The sequence below is a fragment of the Streptomyces griseus subsp. griseus genome (genome assembly GCF_000720255.1).
In the GTDB taxonomy this organism is placed as follows: Bacteria; Actinomycetota; Actinomycetes; order Streptomycetales; family Streptomycetaceae; genus Streptomyces; species Streptomyces griseus_I.
The window spans coordinates 1-16,722 of sequence record NZ_JOJE01000042.1; the positions used below are offsets into that span (position 1 = coordinate 1).

Consider the following 16,722-nt stretch of genomic DNA (forward strand, 5'->3'; position numbering starts at 1 on the left):
GGGCGCGGAGTTGGCACTGGCGACACCGTCGACCTTCTCGAGGGCGGTGACCAGTTTCCTCTCGGCGGCCTTGCCGGCGGCGTCGGGGGCCTGGACCGCTAGGACGAGCGGGCCGTTGAAGCCAGGCCCGAACCCGTCGGCGATCATGTCGTACGCCTGACGGTTCGTCGAGGATGTGGGCAGGTTGCCGTCGTCGGAGGCACCCAGGCGCAGCGACAGCGTCGGCAGCGCGAGCGCCGCGAGCACGGCCAGGGCGACGAGACCCAGAGTCCTGGGCCTGGCCTGCACCCGCTCGGCCCACCGGCCCCACACGCCGGTGCGGCCCGAAGAGCTCGGCCCGGTCCAGCCGGACATCTCGCGGCGCTGCTTGCGGCTGAGGACGCGCGGACCGATCATCCCGAGCAGTGCAGGCAGCAGGGTGATGGCGGCCAGCACGGTCAGTGTGACGGTGATCGCCGCGCCGATCGCCATGCCGTTGATGATGCCGACGTTCAGGGTGAGCATGCCCAGCACGATGAACAGCGCGTAGTCGATGCCCACGCCCAGGCCGATCAGCGAACCCAGGGTGAGCGTGGTGTCGGAGAGCGTGATGACGTGGCTGAGCAGCATCACCGTGACCGCGGAGGTGCCGACACCGACGATGGCCGTGATGATGGGCAGCGCTGCCACCCAGACCGCCCGGAAGACGAACAGCAGCACGATGAAGGCGAGGACGATGCCCATGGCGTCGGCGACCGCGTTCGGCTCCGGGTTGACGGTGAACGCCTGCCCGTTGAGGGCGATGTGCAGGCTCCCCGTCTCCGGTTCGGTGGCGAGTTCCTTCACGTGGTCGATCTGGGCGTCCGAGACGTCCTGGTCGAACGCGACCGTCGCGTAGGCGGTCCTGCCGTCCTTGCTGATCTGTCCCTTGCCGACGGGTGCGTAGGGGCTGGTCACCACGGCGACGCCCGGCGCGTCGGCGATGCCCTTGAGCGTGCCGGTCATCGCCTTCTCGGCGGCGGGCTCGGTGACCTCGCCGCCGTCCAGCTGCCAGACCACCCGGCCGCTCTTGCCCGCGGCGCTGTCGGAGGCCTGCTGCAGCAGGGCCGTGGCCTTGGCCGAGTCGGTGTCCTGTGAGGTCGGGCTGTTGCCGAAGGCGCTGCCGGCGGCGCCGACCCCGGCTCCCAGGGCGAGCAACAGACCCACCCAGACCAGGACGACTGCGAGCCGGTGCCTATGACACCAGCGGGCGAGAGGGGACATCGACGTGCCTTTCCAGAAAATGCCATGCGCCGGAGCCGGTGATCACGGCCCACCCTCACGCTCGCAGTTCTCCGGACTCTCGTCATTGGCCGTTCGCAGACACTTGCGCCTACTGCGATCGCAGCAGACGCGGTGGCGAAGAATGGGGGTGCCCCCTGTGGGCGGAGCGGAAGCCGCTGGTCCAGACGTGGTGAGCAGGCCTGAGGCGCGAACCGAGGCGGTGAGATCGTCGACACCGGAGCCGCCGGGCAGGCGACCGCTACGCCCCGACACCCCTCACCCAAGGCCGTTGTTGGTGGCCGCGCCCGTCCCCGACCCAGTCGCACAGCGCGAGCACCGGGAGGAGCGGCGCGGGCTCCTGGCGCGTGAGCGGGCGGAACAGGGCGCTGCTCAACGCGTCGACCACTGCAGCGACCCGGGACAGTTCGGCTCATGAGCAGGGACACCGGTGATGACTCACGCATCCTGCGGACATCTCCGCGAGGTGGCCCGGCGCGGATATCCGTAGCCACGACGGCGCCTGCCTTGCCCGCCCGCCATGTCGCTGCCACTGCAGCCCCACACCTCGCCCCCTCGAACCGGGCTACCGGCGCGTGCTGGTGGCGCCCAGACCCGGCGGTGGGCTGACCTCGGCCTCCACCAGACTGGCCATCCCGCACGGCGAGGTTTCGGTCGATCGGCGTGTACAGGGCGAGACGCTCACCGTTCGGACCACTCTTCCTGACGGCGTCAGCGGACTGTTCTCGCAACCCGGGGAAGGGGACGTGGTCGAACTCGGCGCGGGCACCCACGCATTCTGCGTCGGTGGGCTTCGCGATCTTGTTGCCAAGCCGCAGCAGTGACGGCGAAGTGGAACTGATGGATGCCGTGGCCCATGGTGGGGCCGCCACCTCGGCTCCCCCTTGCCGCGCCAGGCGACCGCGAAGCAGGCGTCGTCTCGATACCACAGGGTGTGGCAGACCTCGGCCATGGGAGCGCCGAGACGAGAAATCCGGGCCGCCCTCACGCTCGTGGCCGGCGACGAGGTCGTCCTCGGCCACCGAGCCCTGGGAACGCGGTTCGCGATGTCCGTCATCAGGCTGAACCCGGCCTTCGTCTTCCTCTTGGTCGGCCAGCGCTACCTCGTCAAGGGAATCGCTACCTCGTCAAGGGAATCGCTACCACGGGAATGAAGTAGCCGCACGGCGGGCGATCACGGAACCGAACAACTGGGCGTCTCGTTGGAGTGGCCAATCATGCCGACCGGGTCCCGTACCGAACCGGCATGGTGTCAGCCACCATGCGCGCGTCCGGGGCGGGGCAACGGACCTGTGGGCGAGCCTCCGGTCCGGACGGCCGTACTCCCTGAGCCGATGGCTCCCGCGAGACGGCCTGCCTCACATCGAGTTCAACGGCCCTGCCCGGCTTCCGTCGGGACGGGGTCCGCGTTCTCCCGCAACTCGCCGAGTATGCGCGCCTGCTCGGCCTGGTAGCGCTCAATGGCCGCGAGTTTGACGCCTTCGTATCCACGGACCGCATCGGGCAGCTCCGCGAGCCGGCGAACCTCGGCCAGGTTCTCCTCGTTCAGGAGCACGAGCGCGGTCTTGATCGACTCCCGGTACTCGGCGATGAGATCGCGCTCGATGCGTCGCATGTGCTGGAGTCCGAACACATCGAGGCGGGTCCCTCGAACGCGCCGCAGCCCACGCAGCAGTATGAGGACCGGGCGGAACCAGCTTCCGAGAGCGACCTTCCTTTCCATGCCCAGGGTTCGCAGGACGGGCGGATGCAGACGGTAGGAGCGTCGGCTCCCGCTTCCGAATGCCGCGGTGATGTGGTCGTCCACGGCCGGGTCGATGGCGAGTCGTGCAACCTCGTACTCGTCCTTGTAGGCCATGAGCTTGTGGAGGCAGCGGGCGACAGCCTCGGTCAGCTCGGTCGAGCCGTCGGCGGCAGCGCGCTCCGTGGCCGCCACCGTCTGGACGAAGTCGACGTAGGCGCGGGCGTAGCGCCTGTCCTGGTAGTCGATGAGGTCGGCCACACGCACGGTGAGGAGGCGATGCAGCTCCGATTCCTCATCATCGGTGACCAACGCCACGAGCTCGGTAATCCCGGCGGGCAGCCGCAGTTCCACGTCTGGGAGCGTCGGGTCGGCAAGCGTGGCACTCAGGGCCTCGGGGTCGGCGACCGCCTGGCGGCCTCGCCGGAAGGCCTGCACATTGCGTTCCACGGCGACTGCGTTCAGGGTGATGGCCTCTTCGATGGCTGAAGCCGACATCGGCAGCAGCCCGGTCTGGTAGGCGGCGCCCACCAGGAGCATGTTGGCGTACTGCTCGTCGCCGAACAGCTGCTCGGCCAGCGCGCCGGAGTCCAGAGCGATGAGCTGGCGCATCGCGTCGTGGACGGCATGACGTACGACATCGGGAGCCGGGAAGCTGACGGCGGTGTCGACCACCATCTGCCCGGTGGGTATCTCGGTCGTGGTCATGACGGCGACGGTGCGGTCCGCGGAGGCGACGGAGAGGTACTTCGGGTCGGTCGCGACGAGCGGATCGCACGCGAGGTAGAGGTCGCACTGCCCCTCGGCGATCTTGGCGCCCTGTTCGACGACACCCTCGGTGATCCTGATGTCGGAGACGACCGCGCCGCCCTTCTGGGCCAGTCCGGTCTGGTCGAGGCTGCGGGCGTGGCGGCCGTCGATGACGGCCGCGGTCGCCAGCACCTGCGAGATGGTGACGATGCCGGTTCCCCCGATCCCGGTGATCCGCATGCCGAAGGAGTCGGCGCCGGCCGCGCGGGCAGGCTCGGCGATGTCGGTGGCCCCCAGGGCGGGAAGCTCGGCGCGCTTCGGCTTGCCTGCGGGTGTGATGGTCATGAACGCCGGGCAGTCGCCGTCGAGGCACGAGTAGTCCAGGTTGCACGAGGACTGGTCGATCCTGGTCTTGCGGCCGAACTCGGTCGGGACCGGGTGGACGGACAGACAGTTCGACTTGCGGCCGCAGTCACCGCAACCCTCGCAGATACGCTCGTTGATCCACACGCGCTTCGTCGGCGCCTCGGCCTTGCCGCGCCGACGCGCACGCCGTTTCTCGGCGGCGCATTCCTGGTCATGGATGAGGACGGTGACACCGGCAGTGGCCTTCAGCTCCGCCAGCGCCTCCTCGATCTCGGCCCGGTCGAGAACCTTCACCGACTTCGGAAGCCGGGCCCGGGGGATGCGGGCCCTGTCCTCGGTCGTGATGATCACCTTGGCGACGCCTTCGTCGAGGAGCGTGGCGGCGAGCCGGTCGACCGGCAGGGCGCCGACGGCGTCCTGGCCGCCGGTCATGGCGACCGTTCCGTTGTAGAGCAGCTTGAACGTGACGTTCACCCCCGCGGCGATCGCCGCCCGCACGGCCAGGCTGCCCGAATGCATGAAAGTGCCGTCACCGATGTTCTGCACGAAGTGGTCGGTGTCGACGAACGGCTCCAACCCGATCCACTGAGCACCTTCCCCGCCCATCTGGGTCATGCCGACGACCGAGCCGACCTGTTCGGGATCCATGAACACGACCATCGAGTGGCAGCCGATCCCAGCGCCGACCAGTGAGTCCCCGCCGGCGGTGGTCGAGGTGTTGTGCGGACACCCCGAGCAGTAGTACGGACTGCGGGCCAGGAGCGGCAGCGCCGACGTCGTACGGGCTTTGGGCCGCTGACGCCAAGCGCGGGCGGCTTCGATGCCGAGCGGAGCGAGCACCCTGGACAGTCCGGTGGCGATGCTGTCCGCGTCGAGCTCTCCTGAGCGACTGAACAGCGATCGCCCGTCCTGGTCCTGTTTGCCGTGGACGACCGGGGCGTCGGTGCGGCCGTAGAGGATCTCCTTGACGGCGGTTTCGAGGAACGGCCGTTTCTCCTCGACGACGACCAGCTGGGCGAGACCGTCCGCGAACTCGATGACGGCGTCACGTTCGAGGGGGAAGATCATGCCGAGCTTGAGGATCCTGATGCCGTACCGTGCGAGGTCTTTGTCGGTGAGGCCGATGATGCGGAGGGCCTCGCGGACGTCGAGATAGGTCTTACCGGATGTCAGGATGCCGATCCTGTCCGACGGCCCGCACTGGACCACGCGGTTGAGGCGGTTGAGGCGGGCGTACTCCACGGCGCGAGGGAGGCGGATGTCGTGCAGGCTGCGTTCGAGGGCCATGAGGTTGGCGCCCAGGAGCATGGAGCTCGGCTTGTGCGGGCTGGGGCTGGCGTCGCCTTCAGTGACCGTGATGCGATCGCGCGCCACGACGGCCGTGGACGCCGCGTCCGCCACCGCGGTAGCGATCTTCAGGCCCGACCACAGGCCGCTGAACCGGGAGAGGAACTGCGCGTGGAGCCCGAAGTCGAGGACGTCCTGGGCATCGGCCGGGTACAGCGTCGGGATCGCCAGGTCCGCGAGCGTCGCCTCGCTGGCACACGGCACGCTGGACGACTTGGCTCCCGGGTCGTCGCCGACCAGCGCGACGGCACCGCCGGAAGGGCCGGTTCCCACCAGGTTCGCGTGGCGGAGAGCGTCGGAGGCGCGATCGAGGCCGGGGGACTTGCCGTACCAGATGCCCACGACGCCGTCGCACCGCGAAGCGCCGACCTGGCCGGCCAACTGGCTGCCCATGACGGCGGTCGCGGCGAGCTCCTCGTTCAGCCCCGGTTTGTGGACAATGTCGTGCTCGTGCAACAACGCCCCGCGTCGGCCCAACTCGATGTCGTAGCCGGCGAGTGGTGATCCCTCGTATCCCGAGACGAATGTCGCGGTACGCAGTCCGTTCGCGTTGTCACGCCGGGAGCGGTCCAGCAGAACGCGGACGAGAGCCTGGATCCCGGAGAGGTGCACGATGCCTTCCTCGCGGCGGTAGCGGTCATCCAGACGAAAGCGTCGGCTGCCCAGCTGCCCGGTCTCGGTGATGGGTGCAGTCATCGTCCTCTTCCTCACAACAATCTGGGGCTGCTAAAGGTCCCGCCCGTCTGCGCGTGCGGAGAGACGGCTTCCTCGCGGTCAGGCTGGTTCGCCCAGCCGAGCAGTCGCCCAGCCGAGCAGTGCGCCGCGGAACGTCGATACCAGTCGGCGCGTGATCTGAGCGGGCGGCAGTGAGAGCGTGTCACGCAGGTCGAAGATCTCCCGAGGGTCGAAGAGGACGTTCCACAGGAAGGCGGCCTCGTCCTCGACGCCGGCGAGCTCGCCCACCCCGAGAATCGCCACGAGTTCGCGGATGGGGCGGGCAAGGGCCTCCGCCTGGCCTTCCAAGTACGGCTCCTGGGCCTTGTACCGCGCGAGGAACCCTTCCGAGGACCGGCGGTGCACCAGCGCCGCGCCTTCGGCGAGGATGAGGTCCACCCAGAAGCCGCAGACACTCTCGAGCAGGGCCAGACCGTTGCTCGGCTGCTCGAGACTGTGATCGCGGAACTTGCTCACGATGTCCCGTCGGTAGGCACTGAGGGCGTCGTCCGCGGACTCGAAGTGCCGGTAAGCCGTCGCGACCGACACATCCGCCTGCCGAGCGATGTCGGCGAGGCTGATCGGCTGCTCGCAACGCTCGAAAAGCTCTGCGGCGGCCTGGATCAGCTTGGCGTTGTTCAACCGCTGATCCCTGCGCATGAGCGTCCTCTTCATCTACGCGGCTCATTTCGTGGGCGCTTGCTTGGCCTGCGTGCGCATGCCCTGCTCGGATTCCGCGATCCGCGCCAGCTCGGCGGCGATTTCATGCGCCTTCTTCAGGGGCACTGCGACGACGCCGTCGGCGTCGGCCACGACCACGTCACCGGGGTTGATGACGACACCGCCGATGGCGACGGGCGTCCCGACGGCTCCCGGGCCGTGTTTCCACGGCCCTGCCGGCGTGACCGAACGCGACCACACGGGGAATTGCTGCTGCCGGATCTCGTCGCGGTCCCTGACCGCTCCGTCGACGATCGCTCCCACGGCTCCCCGCGAGGAGAAGTACTGGGTGAGGATGTCGCCCATCACGGCCCGGCCCGGGTAACCGAATCCGTTGATGACGAGGAAGTCGCCGGGTTCGATGTGCGCGACGGCGTCGATCACGGCCAGATCGTCTCCGGCGACCGTCAGGACCGTCAGGGCGCTACCCACGACACGGCAGCCGTCCCAGAGGGGGGTGATGCCGCCGTCGGGCATGCCGAGGCGCCCGAGTGCGTCTCCGATGTTCGCGACCGAGTGCCGCTGGAACTGTGCGAGCAACTCCCCGTCAGGGCGCTGCCACTTCGGGCCGACCTCGATGTTGGGCGAGCCGGCCGATGTCGGCGCGTAGGTCATTTCTGTCCTTCCCCTGTCTCGTGATGAATGGGTGCCTGGACGACGTCGATCTCGAGGGAGGCGTCCGGGAGTCCGTGTGCCCGGGCTGTGACGGTGATCCGTCCCGTTTCCCCGGTGGCCCGGACGATCGCCAGGGCACGACCCTTGAACGACGTGGCGGAATCGTCGAGGAAGCTCTCCTCGGTGGCCGGAGCTCCCGTACCGAATCCCTGGAGGACCCCGGGACCGTCGACCCGGATCGTGATCTTCGTGTCCCGGGCCGGGTTGAGCACACCGTTGCCGTCGACCAGGTTGATGCTGATGTGGGCCAAACGCTGGGGATCGGCGGTGAGTTCGGAGCGGTCCGTCTCCAGGCTCAGGCGCGTGGGCTCGCCGGCGGTGCGCAGCGCCGAGCGTCCCACTTCCGCTCCGTCGCGGTACGCCACGACCTCCAGGACGCCGGGCTCGTAGGGCACGTCGGCTTCGGCGAGGAAGTTCCGCTCGGTACCGACGGGCACGGTCGCGACGGTGGTGCCGTTGAGCCGGAACTCGACCTCTTCGGCTGCCGCGTAGGCCTCGACATGGAGCGGCGAGCCGACGGGAACGTCGAAGGTCCAGCTGGGGGAGACATCGGTCCAGGTCCATGCCCTGGGCTTGATGACGTAGCCGTCGTCGCGGGGGTGTCGCACGGCGAGGTAGGGCGTCTGTGTGAGCCCGTAGACGATCTCGCGGTAGTACGAGATCGGGTGACGCTGTCCGACGATGTCGATGTCCCCGCACTCGGCGGTGAGCCACGGGTAGGGGGCGCGGTGTACCTGCTGGTCCTCGGGATACACGTGCCGGCCGGTTCCGACCTCGCCGAGGAAGTCCCATGCGGTCCAGGTGAAGTCGCCGATGACGTGGGGGTTCTCGGTGACGAGCTGCCACAGCTGGTCGATCTTCGTCGGGAACGTCTCCGAGCCCACGACCACGCGGTTGGGGTGGGCCTCCTTGTCCAGCAGGTACCGGCTCTCGCCGTAGTTGAGCCCCACGACGTCGAGTACGGAGGCGGGCTCGGCGAGTCGCTCACCGACGACCGGCGAGGCCATGAGGGCGTCGATCAGATGCGTCACCTGGCCCAGGTAGTCGTTCAGGCCCCGGACTGGGGCGGCGTCCTGGCCCAGTTCGGCCTTCAGCGCGGGGATCTTGTCGCGGGCGATGTACATGCCCTGGAGTGCGTGGGTGACCAGGCGGGTGGGGTCCTGCGCGCGTACCCGGTCGGCGATGCGGCGGCCCAGGCGCGTACCGTGGGGGGTTCCGGCTTCGATGATCTCGTTGCCGATCGAGTACATGATCACGCTGGGGTGGTTGAAGTCCTTCGCCACGAGCGAGTCGACGTCGCGTTCCCACCACTGCGGGAATCTGCGCGAGTAGTCGTCACCGGACTTCGCGACCGTCCACACGTCGAACAGCTCGTCCATGACGAGCATGCCGAGGCGGTCGCACGCGTTGAGCAGGGCAATGCTCATCGGGTTGTGCGCGGAGCGTACGGCGTTGAAGCCCGCGGCCTTCAGCATCCGCACCCGCCGCTCGGCGGCGTCGGCGAAGTCGGCGGCGCCGAGGATGCCGTTGTCGTGGTGGATCGCACCGCCGCGGAGCTTGACGGTCTCGCCGTTGATCCGCAGGCCGCGGATCGGGTCGGCGGTGACGGTGCGGATACCGAAGTGCGTGGAAGCCGCGTCGAGCGGCCCGCTGTCGTCAAAGAGGCGCACGGACGCGTGGTAGAGGTGGGGTGATTCGACGCTCCACAGTGACGGCCGTTGGACGTACGCCCGCTGGTGGGTGGTGATCCTGTCGCCCGCCAGGAGCGTGACCCGGGCCCGGTCGGACGTCACGACCTCGCCCCCGGCGTCCAGGATCTCGAGAAGCACTTCGACGACGCGAGTGGAGACGTCCTCGTTGACGATCTCGGTCGCCGCCACCACGGTGGCGAGATCGGCGTCGATGTCCGGCGTGGTGAGTCGCAGCCCGGTCGGGGTGACATGGACGAGGTCGCCGACGAGGACGCTGACGGGGCGGTGGAGGCCACCCCCCGAGTACCAGCGGGAGTCCTGGTGTGCCTGTGCGTCCACCCGGACGGTGTTGACCCGGCCGCACTGCAGGAATGGGTCCGCGCTGACGTGGAAGCGGGAGTATCCGCCTGCCCACTGTCCGGCGAGAGCACCGTTGATGTAGACCATCGCGTCGCGGTAGACACCTTCGAGCTCGAAGATGACTCGCTTCGTCGCCCATTCCTCCGGCACGTCGAACTGCTTCTCGTAGGTCCACTTTCCGTCGCGGAAGTAGCCCGTCTGCGGTCCACCGGAGCTCTCCGCGGACCGCCCTCCCCCCAGCATGGCGTCGTGCGGCAGGGTGACTTCTTCCTCGCCGGCACCGGCGACCACGATCGCCTCGTGAACGGACACGAGGGGGCCGACGCGCCAGGCGTCGTTGAACGGGATGCGGATCATTGGAACTTCCTTGCTCGATCGTTCTAGAGGGTCGCGGCCGTGGGGTCCCAGTTCTCGTCCAGGGGAGCCGGCGATGCCACGGTGGATTCGAGGGTCAGCGGTGTCCCGGCCCGTGCTGCCTCCTCGACGGCGAGGAGCACGTCGAGAACGTGGCAGGCGAGAGCGCCGGAGGCGCGTTCCCGTACGTCGTCACGTATCGAGCGAGCGAGCTCCAGCACCCCCACGCCCCGGCCCCACGTGGACCCGACAGCGGGTACGTCTTCCGGTTCCGCATGGAGAGGGACGAACCTGCCTGTTCCAGCGAAGCGGTTGGGGTCGGGGACCTCGAGTGAGGCTTCCGTGCCGTGCAGTTCGAGGAGGTCGCGGCGGATCCCCGAATCGAAGCTCGTGACGAGGGTCGCGCGAGCGCCGGAGGCGAACTCCAGCAGAGCCATGTGCTGACTCGGTACGCGCACGTCGAACTCGGTCCCGGCGCCCGCCCCGACGAGGACGCGCCTGACGGCCCGTGCGGTTGAGGAAACCGAGCTCACACGCCGGACGGCACCCATGGTCTGCACGAGCGCGGTGACGTGATACGGCCCCATGTCCAGCAGCGGGCCGGCGCCCTGGTCGTAGTAGAAGGCGGGATTCGGGTGGGTGCCTTCCGGTCCCGGAGACTGCATGATCGCCAGAGCGCTCTTCGGTTCGCCGATGCGGCCCGCGAGGACCGCTCGTTGTGCCGTCTGCAGGGCACCACCGAGGAACGTGTCGGGCGCGCAGGCCATGCGAAGTCCTCTCCGGCCGGCCTTGTCCAGCAGCAGTCGTGCGTCGCGGCGGCTGACGGCGAGGGGCTTCTCACTCCAGACGTGCCTGCCGCTCGCGAGGATCCGGGCCGACACGTCGAAGTGGGCGGCGGGGACGGTGAGGTTCAGCACGATCTCGATGTCGTCGTGGGCCAGGAGCTCGTGGACGAGCAGGTGCCGCAACCCGAACTCCCGCGCACGAGCACGGGCGCGCTCCTGGTCGAGGTCCGCTATCGCGACCACGTTCAGATCAGGGAACCGCGTCAGGTTCTCGAGGTAGTGGCTGCTGATGACGCCGGCGCCGATGACGCCGACACCCACTCGCTTGGAGTTCACCGGTCGACCTCCACCAGATAACGCAGGCTCTGCCGCACGGCTTCGAACGGGTCGCCCACGTAGTCGTCCAGTTCCACGACGCGGACCGCGTCCGGTGCGGCCTTCAGGATGTCCGCCACCGGCATCGCACCCTGGCCTACCGGCTGCTGCTCCAGGAGGGTTGTGGTGTACGGGCCGTCCTTGAGGTGCAGGAACCTGACGCGCGCCCTGAGCCGGGAGATCAACTCCACGGCGGAAGCGCCACCGACCTCGGCCCAGAAGGTGTCGAGTTCCAGGACGATGTCCTCGTCCAGCGCCTCCGCGAAGAGTTCGAGGCCGGTCCTGCCGCCGAAGTCCTGACGGACCTCGTGGTCGTGGTTGTGGTACCCGATGGTGACGCCTGCGTCCCGGGCAAGCCTCGCGACGCCGTTCAGACTCGCAGCCGCCGCTTCGATGTCCGCCCGCGTGGTCCAGCGCTGAGCGATGATGTGCGGTTCGATGAGCGTGCCGATTCCTAGCTCTGCTGCCGCGCGGACAGCCGCGGAAGCGTTTCCATCGACAAGGCTCGCGTGTGCGCTGAGCGGGCGCAGCGGTGTCTCGGTCAGCGCACGCCGGTACGCGTCCCGGTACTGCTCGAACCTCCACAGCTCCACGTTCTCGAATCCCATCGCGGCAACGCGCGCGAGCGTCCCCGGGAGATCGGTCTCGATGGCGTTGCGCAGCGTATAGAGCTGCACTGAGTACAGGCGCTCCGTCATCCGCGTTCTCCCTGGTCCAGTCCGAGTTCTCCCGCATGAGCCGTTGTCACCGTCTCGGCGAGGACGGCGAGCGCTTGGTCGACCGGTTCCACTGAAGAGGGCAGGTTCAGGAAGCCGTGCAGCACGCCGGGCACCGTGACATGCCGTACGGGTACGCCCGACTTCACGAGTGCGGCCGCGAATGCCTCGCTGCTGGCGCGCAGATCGTCGTACTCGGCGTCGAGTACCAGGGTGGGACAGAGTCCGTCCAGGACGGCGCTCGCGGGGAAGGCGTAGCCGTGCGGATCCGGTGTGCCGCCCAGGTAGTTGGCCGTCATCCCGGCCACGTCCTCCGGCAGGATCCGGACCATGCGCGGCAACGGCGCGAACGCTTCGGCCAGTGCCGGCGCGAGGGGCGGGGAGACGGCGTGCATGGTCGCATAGGCCAGTACCAGGGTGGTGGGCAGCCAGTTGTCGTCGTCCCGCAGGCGAAGTACGGCTCCTGCGGCGAGGTTCGCCCCCGCGCTCGCACCGCCGACGGTGATCCGCGCCGGTTCGATGCCGAGCACCGCGGCGTTCTCGCGCACCCATCGGACGCCCGCCACGACGTCGTCGTGCGGCACCGGATACCTCACGCCGTCGACCGCGAGCCGGTAGTCCACGCTCACGACAACGGCGTCGGCCCTGGCGCGCACCTCGCGGGCGGTCCAGTCGGCCTCGTGCATGTCGAGATCGCCGAAGACCCAGCCGCCGCCGTGCACCCAGACCAGGCCGGGGCGAGGCCGCTGCGGTGCTGACGGCGGCCGGTAGACGCGGACGGCTATCGGGCCGTGCGGGCCGGGAATGCTCTCGTCGCTGGTTTCGACGGAGGGCAGTGCCGGTGCCGCCTTCCAGGTCCGGTATTCCTGCAGGCGCGGTTGCACAGCCGGATCGGCGAGTGCCTCGCGCCAGGACGGGAGGTCCTCGATCAGGCTGAGCCGCGCGGAGATGCTGGGATGCAGGGCCATCAGGGTCAGGTCTCCAGGGGTGCGGGGGAAATCGGGTGCAGCGCGCGTAGGCGGGAGGGGTGGGGGATGTCCGCTCAGCCTCGTGGCCGGCCGGAATTGCCGGGCGGGCAGGCCTATTTCACGCTCCCGGCGGCCAGTCCGGAGCGCCAGAACCGCTGCAGGACGAGAAACGCGACGATCAGTGGGATCACCGAGAGGAACGCGCCGGTGATGGTGATGTTGTAGGGGATGCCTTGGTTCACCCCTTCCCTCCAGTTGGCCAGCCCGACGGTGACCGGCTGAAGTTCGTCGCTGTTGAGCATGAGCAGGGGCAGCAGGTAGTTGTTCCAGATGCTGACGAACTGGAACAGGAAGATGGTGACCAGTGCGGGGGACATGATCGGCATGGCGACCCGCCAGAAGATCCGGGCCTCGCCGGCACCGTCGAGTCGCGCGGCTTCGATCAGTTCGTCCGGTACCGACGCTCCGGCGTAGATGCGCGACAGGTAGACCCCGAACGGGCTGACGACGCTGGGCAGGAAGACGGCCCAGTAGGTATTGACGAGGTGGACCTGGCTGAACATCAGGTACAGGGGCAGCGCGAACATGACGTCCGGGATCAGGACGGCGCCGAGGATGACGTTGAAGGTCAGGTCGCGACCGCGGAAGGGGTACTTGGCCAGCGCGTACCCGGCCATGGCGGACAGCGTCGTGCTCACCGCCGCGCCGCCGATGCTGTAGAGGGCGCTGTTCAGCAGCCACCGGGCGAAGATGCCGTCCTGTTCCTGGAAGACGTCACGGATGTTGGTCCACAGGTCGAAGTGGGAGAACCACAGCCCGTTCGTGGTGAACAGGTAGCCGCTGTTCTTCGTCGCGGTGACCAGCAGCCACCAGATCGGGATGAGCGTGTACAGGGCGAAGAGCGCCATGACCGCGAACACGCCCGCCCGGCCGGCCAGCGATGACGTACGCAGTCGCCCGGGAGACCCGGCGGCGGCACGTGTTGCTGTGGGAGTGACGGTCGTCATGCGAAGGTGCCCTTCCGCTGGGTGAACTTGAGGAAGCCGAACGACAGCACGAAGGTCAGCAGGGCGAGGATGACCGACTGGGTGGCCGCGTAGTTGTAGTTGTTGATGTCCGCCGACTGCTGTGTGGCCAGGATCGGCGTGTAGGTCGGGGAGACGGTCGGGGCGACCTGACTCAGCACCGCGGGCTCGTTGAACAGCTGGGCGGTACCGATGATGGAGAACACCGTGGTGAGGATCAGCGCCGGCCGTACCGCGGGAACCTTCACGTGCCAGGCGACCCGCCACCCGGAACAGCCGTCCATCACAGCGGCTTCGGTGAGTTCGCCCGGGATCGCCTGCAAGGCCGAGTAGATGATCAGCATGTTGAAGCCGGTCCAGGCCCACGTCATCATGTTGCCGATCGAGGCGAGCACGAGGTCGTCGGACAGGAAGTTCACTTCGAGCCCGACGTGCCGCAGGGCAGCGGTGAACGGGCTGACGCTCGGTGCGTACAGGAACGACCACATGATCGCGGCGATCACGCCCGGCAGCGCGTAGGGCAGGAAGTAGATCTGCCGGAAGACCTTCTTGAACACGGCGCCACGCGAGTCCAGCAGCAGCGCCAGCAGGAGCGCCAGGCCCAGCATCACCGGCACCTGCACGATGCCGAGCGTGAACACCCGCAGGAACGACGACATGAACCGGCTGTCGTGCAGAGCCGTCACGTAGTTGTCGAACCCGGCGAAGACAGTCGTCGACGGTCCCAGTCCGAGGCCGCTGCGGCGCGTCCTGAAGAAGCTCTGGTACACCGCGTAGCCGATCGGTGCGAGCAACATCGCCGTGAACAGCAGCCCGAACGGTGCCAGGAAGAGCACCGCGGAACGAGTGTGGCCACGGCCGGGGACACGCTTCGCTGCCGAGCCGGCGATGGGGTGGGCGAGAGCGTCGCCAGGCGTTCTTGTCGCCATGCCTGCTCCTAGCTGGTGAAGTGGTCCCGTGAAGTGGGGACCGGCTGGTCATTGGTGCTGGTCGGGCTGGTCGTCGCCCTGCGGGGGCGCGGGCGGTGGTGGCACGGGGGAGGACGGGCCCCCGCATGTCGGGGCAGAGGGCGTGGAGCGGCGGCACCGGCGCCCGGCAGGTCAGGAAGGCCGCCGGGCACCCGCCGTCGTTCTCCGCGCGCGTCACTTCCCGACGCTCAGCCCCTGGCTCTTCATGGCCGCGACGGTGCTGTCCTGGACGGAGGTCACGGCCTTCGGGATGGTGCCCTGCCCGGCTCCGGCCTTCTTGAGCCCGTCCTTCATGTCAGACTGAACCTGGCTCATCGTCGGGCCCCAGACCCAGCCCGTGCTCGTGTTCGCGGCCGCTGTCTTGAACACGTCGTAGATGTTCTGTCCACCGAAGTACGCCGACGGCTGGTCCACGGCAGGCAGCTGCTGTCCGCTCGTAGCGGCCGGGTAGATGCCCGTGTTCTTGATCAGACTGGTGACGCTGTCGCTGTCGGTGCTCATCCAGGTCGCGAACTCCGTGGCTTCCTTCGGGTGCGCGCACCCCTTGAGCACCACGGTCGCCGAGCCTCCGCGGTTACCGGCCGCCTTCTGCCCGGCGGACCACTGGGGCATGGGAGCCACGGCCCACTTGCCGGACAGCTCGGGCAGGTTCTTGGAGATCAGCGGAGCCGCCCACACGGCGCTGACGAGCGACAGCAGCTGCCCGTCCTGCACCTTCTTGAACCAGGCAGTGTCCAGCATCGGGTCACTGGTGACCAGCTTCTTGTCCAGCAGGCCCTGCCAGTACTGCGCGACCTTGCTCGTCTGCGGGTTGTCGATGGTCACCTGCCACCGGTCGTTCGCGGTACCGAACCACTTGCCTCCGGCCTGCCAGGTCAGCGCCCCCAGGTCATAGGCGTCCTGCGGCGTGGTCGTCAGGTAGGCCGAGGGGTTGGCGCTGTGCACCTTCTGCGCGGCCGCGGCGAAATCGTCCCAGGTCTTCGGTGGCGAGATCTTGTACTTCTTGAACAGGTCGGTGCGGTAGTACATCGCCATGGGCCCGGTGTCGACCGGGATCCCGAACACCCTGTCGCCGACGCTGGACATCTGCCAGGTCCACGGCACGAACTTGTCCTTGCCGGCGTCGGCGTACTGGGAGATGTCCTCCAGCGCGCCGGTGGCGATGAAGTTCGAGAGGGTGTCGTAGCCCACCTGTCCGAGACAGGGTGCGTTGCCGGCCTTCACCGCGTTCTGCATCTTGGCGTAGCCGCCGATGCTGCCCGCAGGGATCTGGCTGTACTTGACCTTGATGTCAGGGTGGGACTTGTTCCACAGCGCCACGGACTTGTCGAGGCCGACCGCCGCCCCCCAGAACTCCACCCTCACCGGCTTGCCGTCGGAACTCGAACCGCCCGAGTCGCCGGAACCGCTACAGGCGCTGAGCGTGACGAGCGAGGCAACGGCCAACATGACCCCAGCCTCCTTCACCCACCGTGAAGCCATGGGAACTCCTTCCGTCGGCCGTCCGCCTTGCGGAGCCTGCCGGTTGATCTGCGAGCGGCGTGTCGCGCACGGAGTCGTTGTGAGCTTCCCGTCATCGGGGACTCATCCCTACGAACACTGCCGAACGGCTTGCGATTGGGGTTTCACTTGAGGTGTGCGCCAGCCCTTGTTGGCCCGTCTGGCCTACGTGATGCGCTGGCCCCGCGGAGCAGGGTCCGAGGCTCGGAGTGCTTGCGTTCGAACCGAGCGGCTCACTCTGAAGTGCGAAGCGAATCTCAGTTGCGTCGACTATGGGGCCGGGTGTGCCGCCTGTCAACGCTTTCTCGTCGCCTTTTGGTAAAGAGCTTGGCTTTTCACCGAAAGGGGTGCTGGGTAGCACGGACTTCGGGACCTCTGTGACGCACTCGAGATCTCCGGGGTCCATG

At 68.2% G+C, this 16,722-nt stretch carries 12 protein-coding genes; 1 reads left to right on the forward strand and 11 read right to left on the reverse strand.

Annotated features, from left to right (window positions below):
• Nucleotides 1–1,242 (reverse strand): MMPL family transporter (locus tag IG99_RS36095; protein ID WP_037681919.1); only part of this gene is annotated, 1,242 nt, incomplete at its 3' end.
• Nucleotides 1,243–1,742: 500 nt separating this feature from the next.
• Between IG99_RS36095 and IG99_RS52145 the strand changes: the two genes are divergently transcribed.
• The gene (locus IG99_RS52145) at nucleotides 1,743–2,084 is read left to right on the forward strand and encodes an alpha-L-rhamnosidase C-terminal domain-containing protein (protein ID WP_394298063.1); all 342 of its coding nucleotides are present in this window, start codon (nucleotides 1,743–1,745) and stop codon (nucleotides 2,082–2,084) included.
• A 545-nt stretch (nucleotides 2,085–2,629) separates the two neighbouring features.
• On the opposite strand, the gene IG99_RS36100 is transcribed toward IG99_RS52145, so the two are convergent.
• The 10 genes from IG99_RS36100 to IG99_RS36145 form a co-directional block, all read right to left on the reverse strand.
• On the reverse strand, nucleotides 2,630–6,160 hold the full coding sequence (locus IG99_RS36100; protein ID WP_051866305.1) for an indolepyruvate ferredoxin oxidoreductase family protein: 3,531 nt from the start codon (nucleotides 6,158–6,160) through the stop codon (nucleotides 2,630–2,632).
• 78 nt (nucleotides 6,161–6,238) lie between these two features.
• Nucleotides 6,239–6,853, reverse strand: coding sequence for a TetR/AcrR family transcriptional regulator (locus IG99_RS36105; RefSeq protein ID WP_037681866.1), 615 nt, complete (start codon nucleotides 6,851–6,853; stop codon nucleotides 6,239–6,241).
• A gap of 9 nt (nucleotides 6,854–6,862) precedes the next feature.
• Nucleotides 6,863–7,513, reverse strand: coding sequence for an RraA family protein (locus IG99_RS36110; protein WP_037681876.1), 651 nt, complete (start codon nucleotides 7,511–7,513; stop codon nucleotides 6,863–6,865).
• Nucleotides 7,510–9,981, reverse strand: coding sequence for a glycoside hydrolase family 2 TIM barrel-domain containing protein (locus IG99_RS36115; RefSeq protein WP_063768377.1), 2,472 nt, complete (start codon nucleotides 9,979–9,981; stop codon nucleotides 7,510–7,512). Before IG99_RS36115 ends, IG99_RS36110 begins: the two co-directional genes overlap by 4 nt.
• A gap of 23 nt (nucleotides 9,982–10,004) precedes the next feature.
• Nucleotides 10,005–11,099 carry a Gfo/Idh/MocA family protein gene (locus IG99_RS36120; RefSeq protein ID WP_037681879.1) on the reverse strand — a complete coding sequence of 365 codons (1,095 nt, stop codon included), beginning with the start codon at nucleotides 11,097–11,099 and terminating at the stop codon, nucleotides 10,005–10,007.
• Nucleotides 11,096–11,836 (reverse strand): sugar phosphate isomerase/epimerase family protein, encoded by a 741-nt coding sequence (locus IG99_RS36125; protein WP_037681881.1) that lies wholly within the window; start codon nucleotides 11,834–11,836, stop codon nucleotides 11,096–11,098. Before IG99_RS36125 ends, IG99_RS36120 begins: the two co-directional genes overlap by 4 nt.
• Nucleotides 11,833–12,822: an alpha/beta hydrolase gene (locus IG99_RS36130; protein WP_051866308.1), complete on the reverse strand. Its 990-nt coding sequence runs from the start codon at nucleotides 12,820–12,822 to the stop codon at nucleotides 11,833–11,835. Before IG99_RS36130 ends, IG99_RS36125 begins: the two co-directional genes overlap by 4 nt.
• Before the next feature lie 113 nt (nucleotides 12,823–12,935).
• Nucleotides 12,936–13,829, reverse strand: coding sequence for a carbohydrate ABC transporter permease (locus tag IG99_RS36135; RefSeq protein WP_051866310.1), 894 nt, complete (start codon nucleotides 13,827–13,829; stop codon nucleotides 12,936–12,938).
• The gene (locus tag IG99_RS36140; RefSeq protein WP_037681884.1) at nucleotides 13,826–14,776 is read right to left on the reverse strand and encodes a carbohydrate ABC transporter permease; all 951 of its coding nucleotides are present in this window, start codon (nucleotides 14,774–14,776) and stop codon (nucleotides 13,826–13,828) included. Before IG99_RS36140 ends, IG99_RS36135 begins: the two co-directional genes overlap by 4 nt.
• A gap of 213 nt (nucleotides 14,777–14,989) precedes the next feature.
• Nucleotides 14,990–16,264: an ABC transporter substrate-binding protein gene (locus tag IG99_RS36145; RefSeq protein ID WP_037681887.1), complete on the reverse strand. Its 1,275-nt coding sequence runs from the start codon at nucleotides 16,262–16,264 to the stop codon at nucleotides 14,990–14,992.
• Nucleotides 16,265–16,722: the final 458 nt, after the last annotated feature.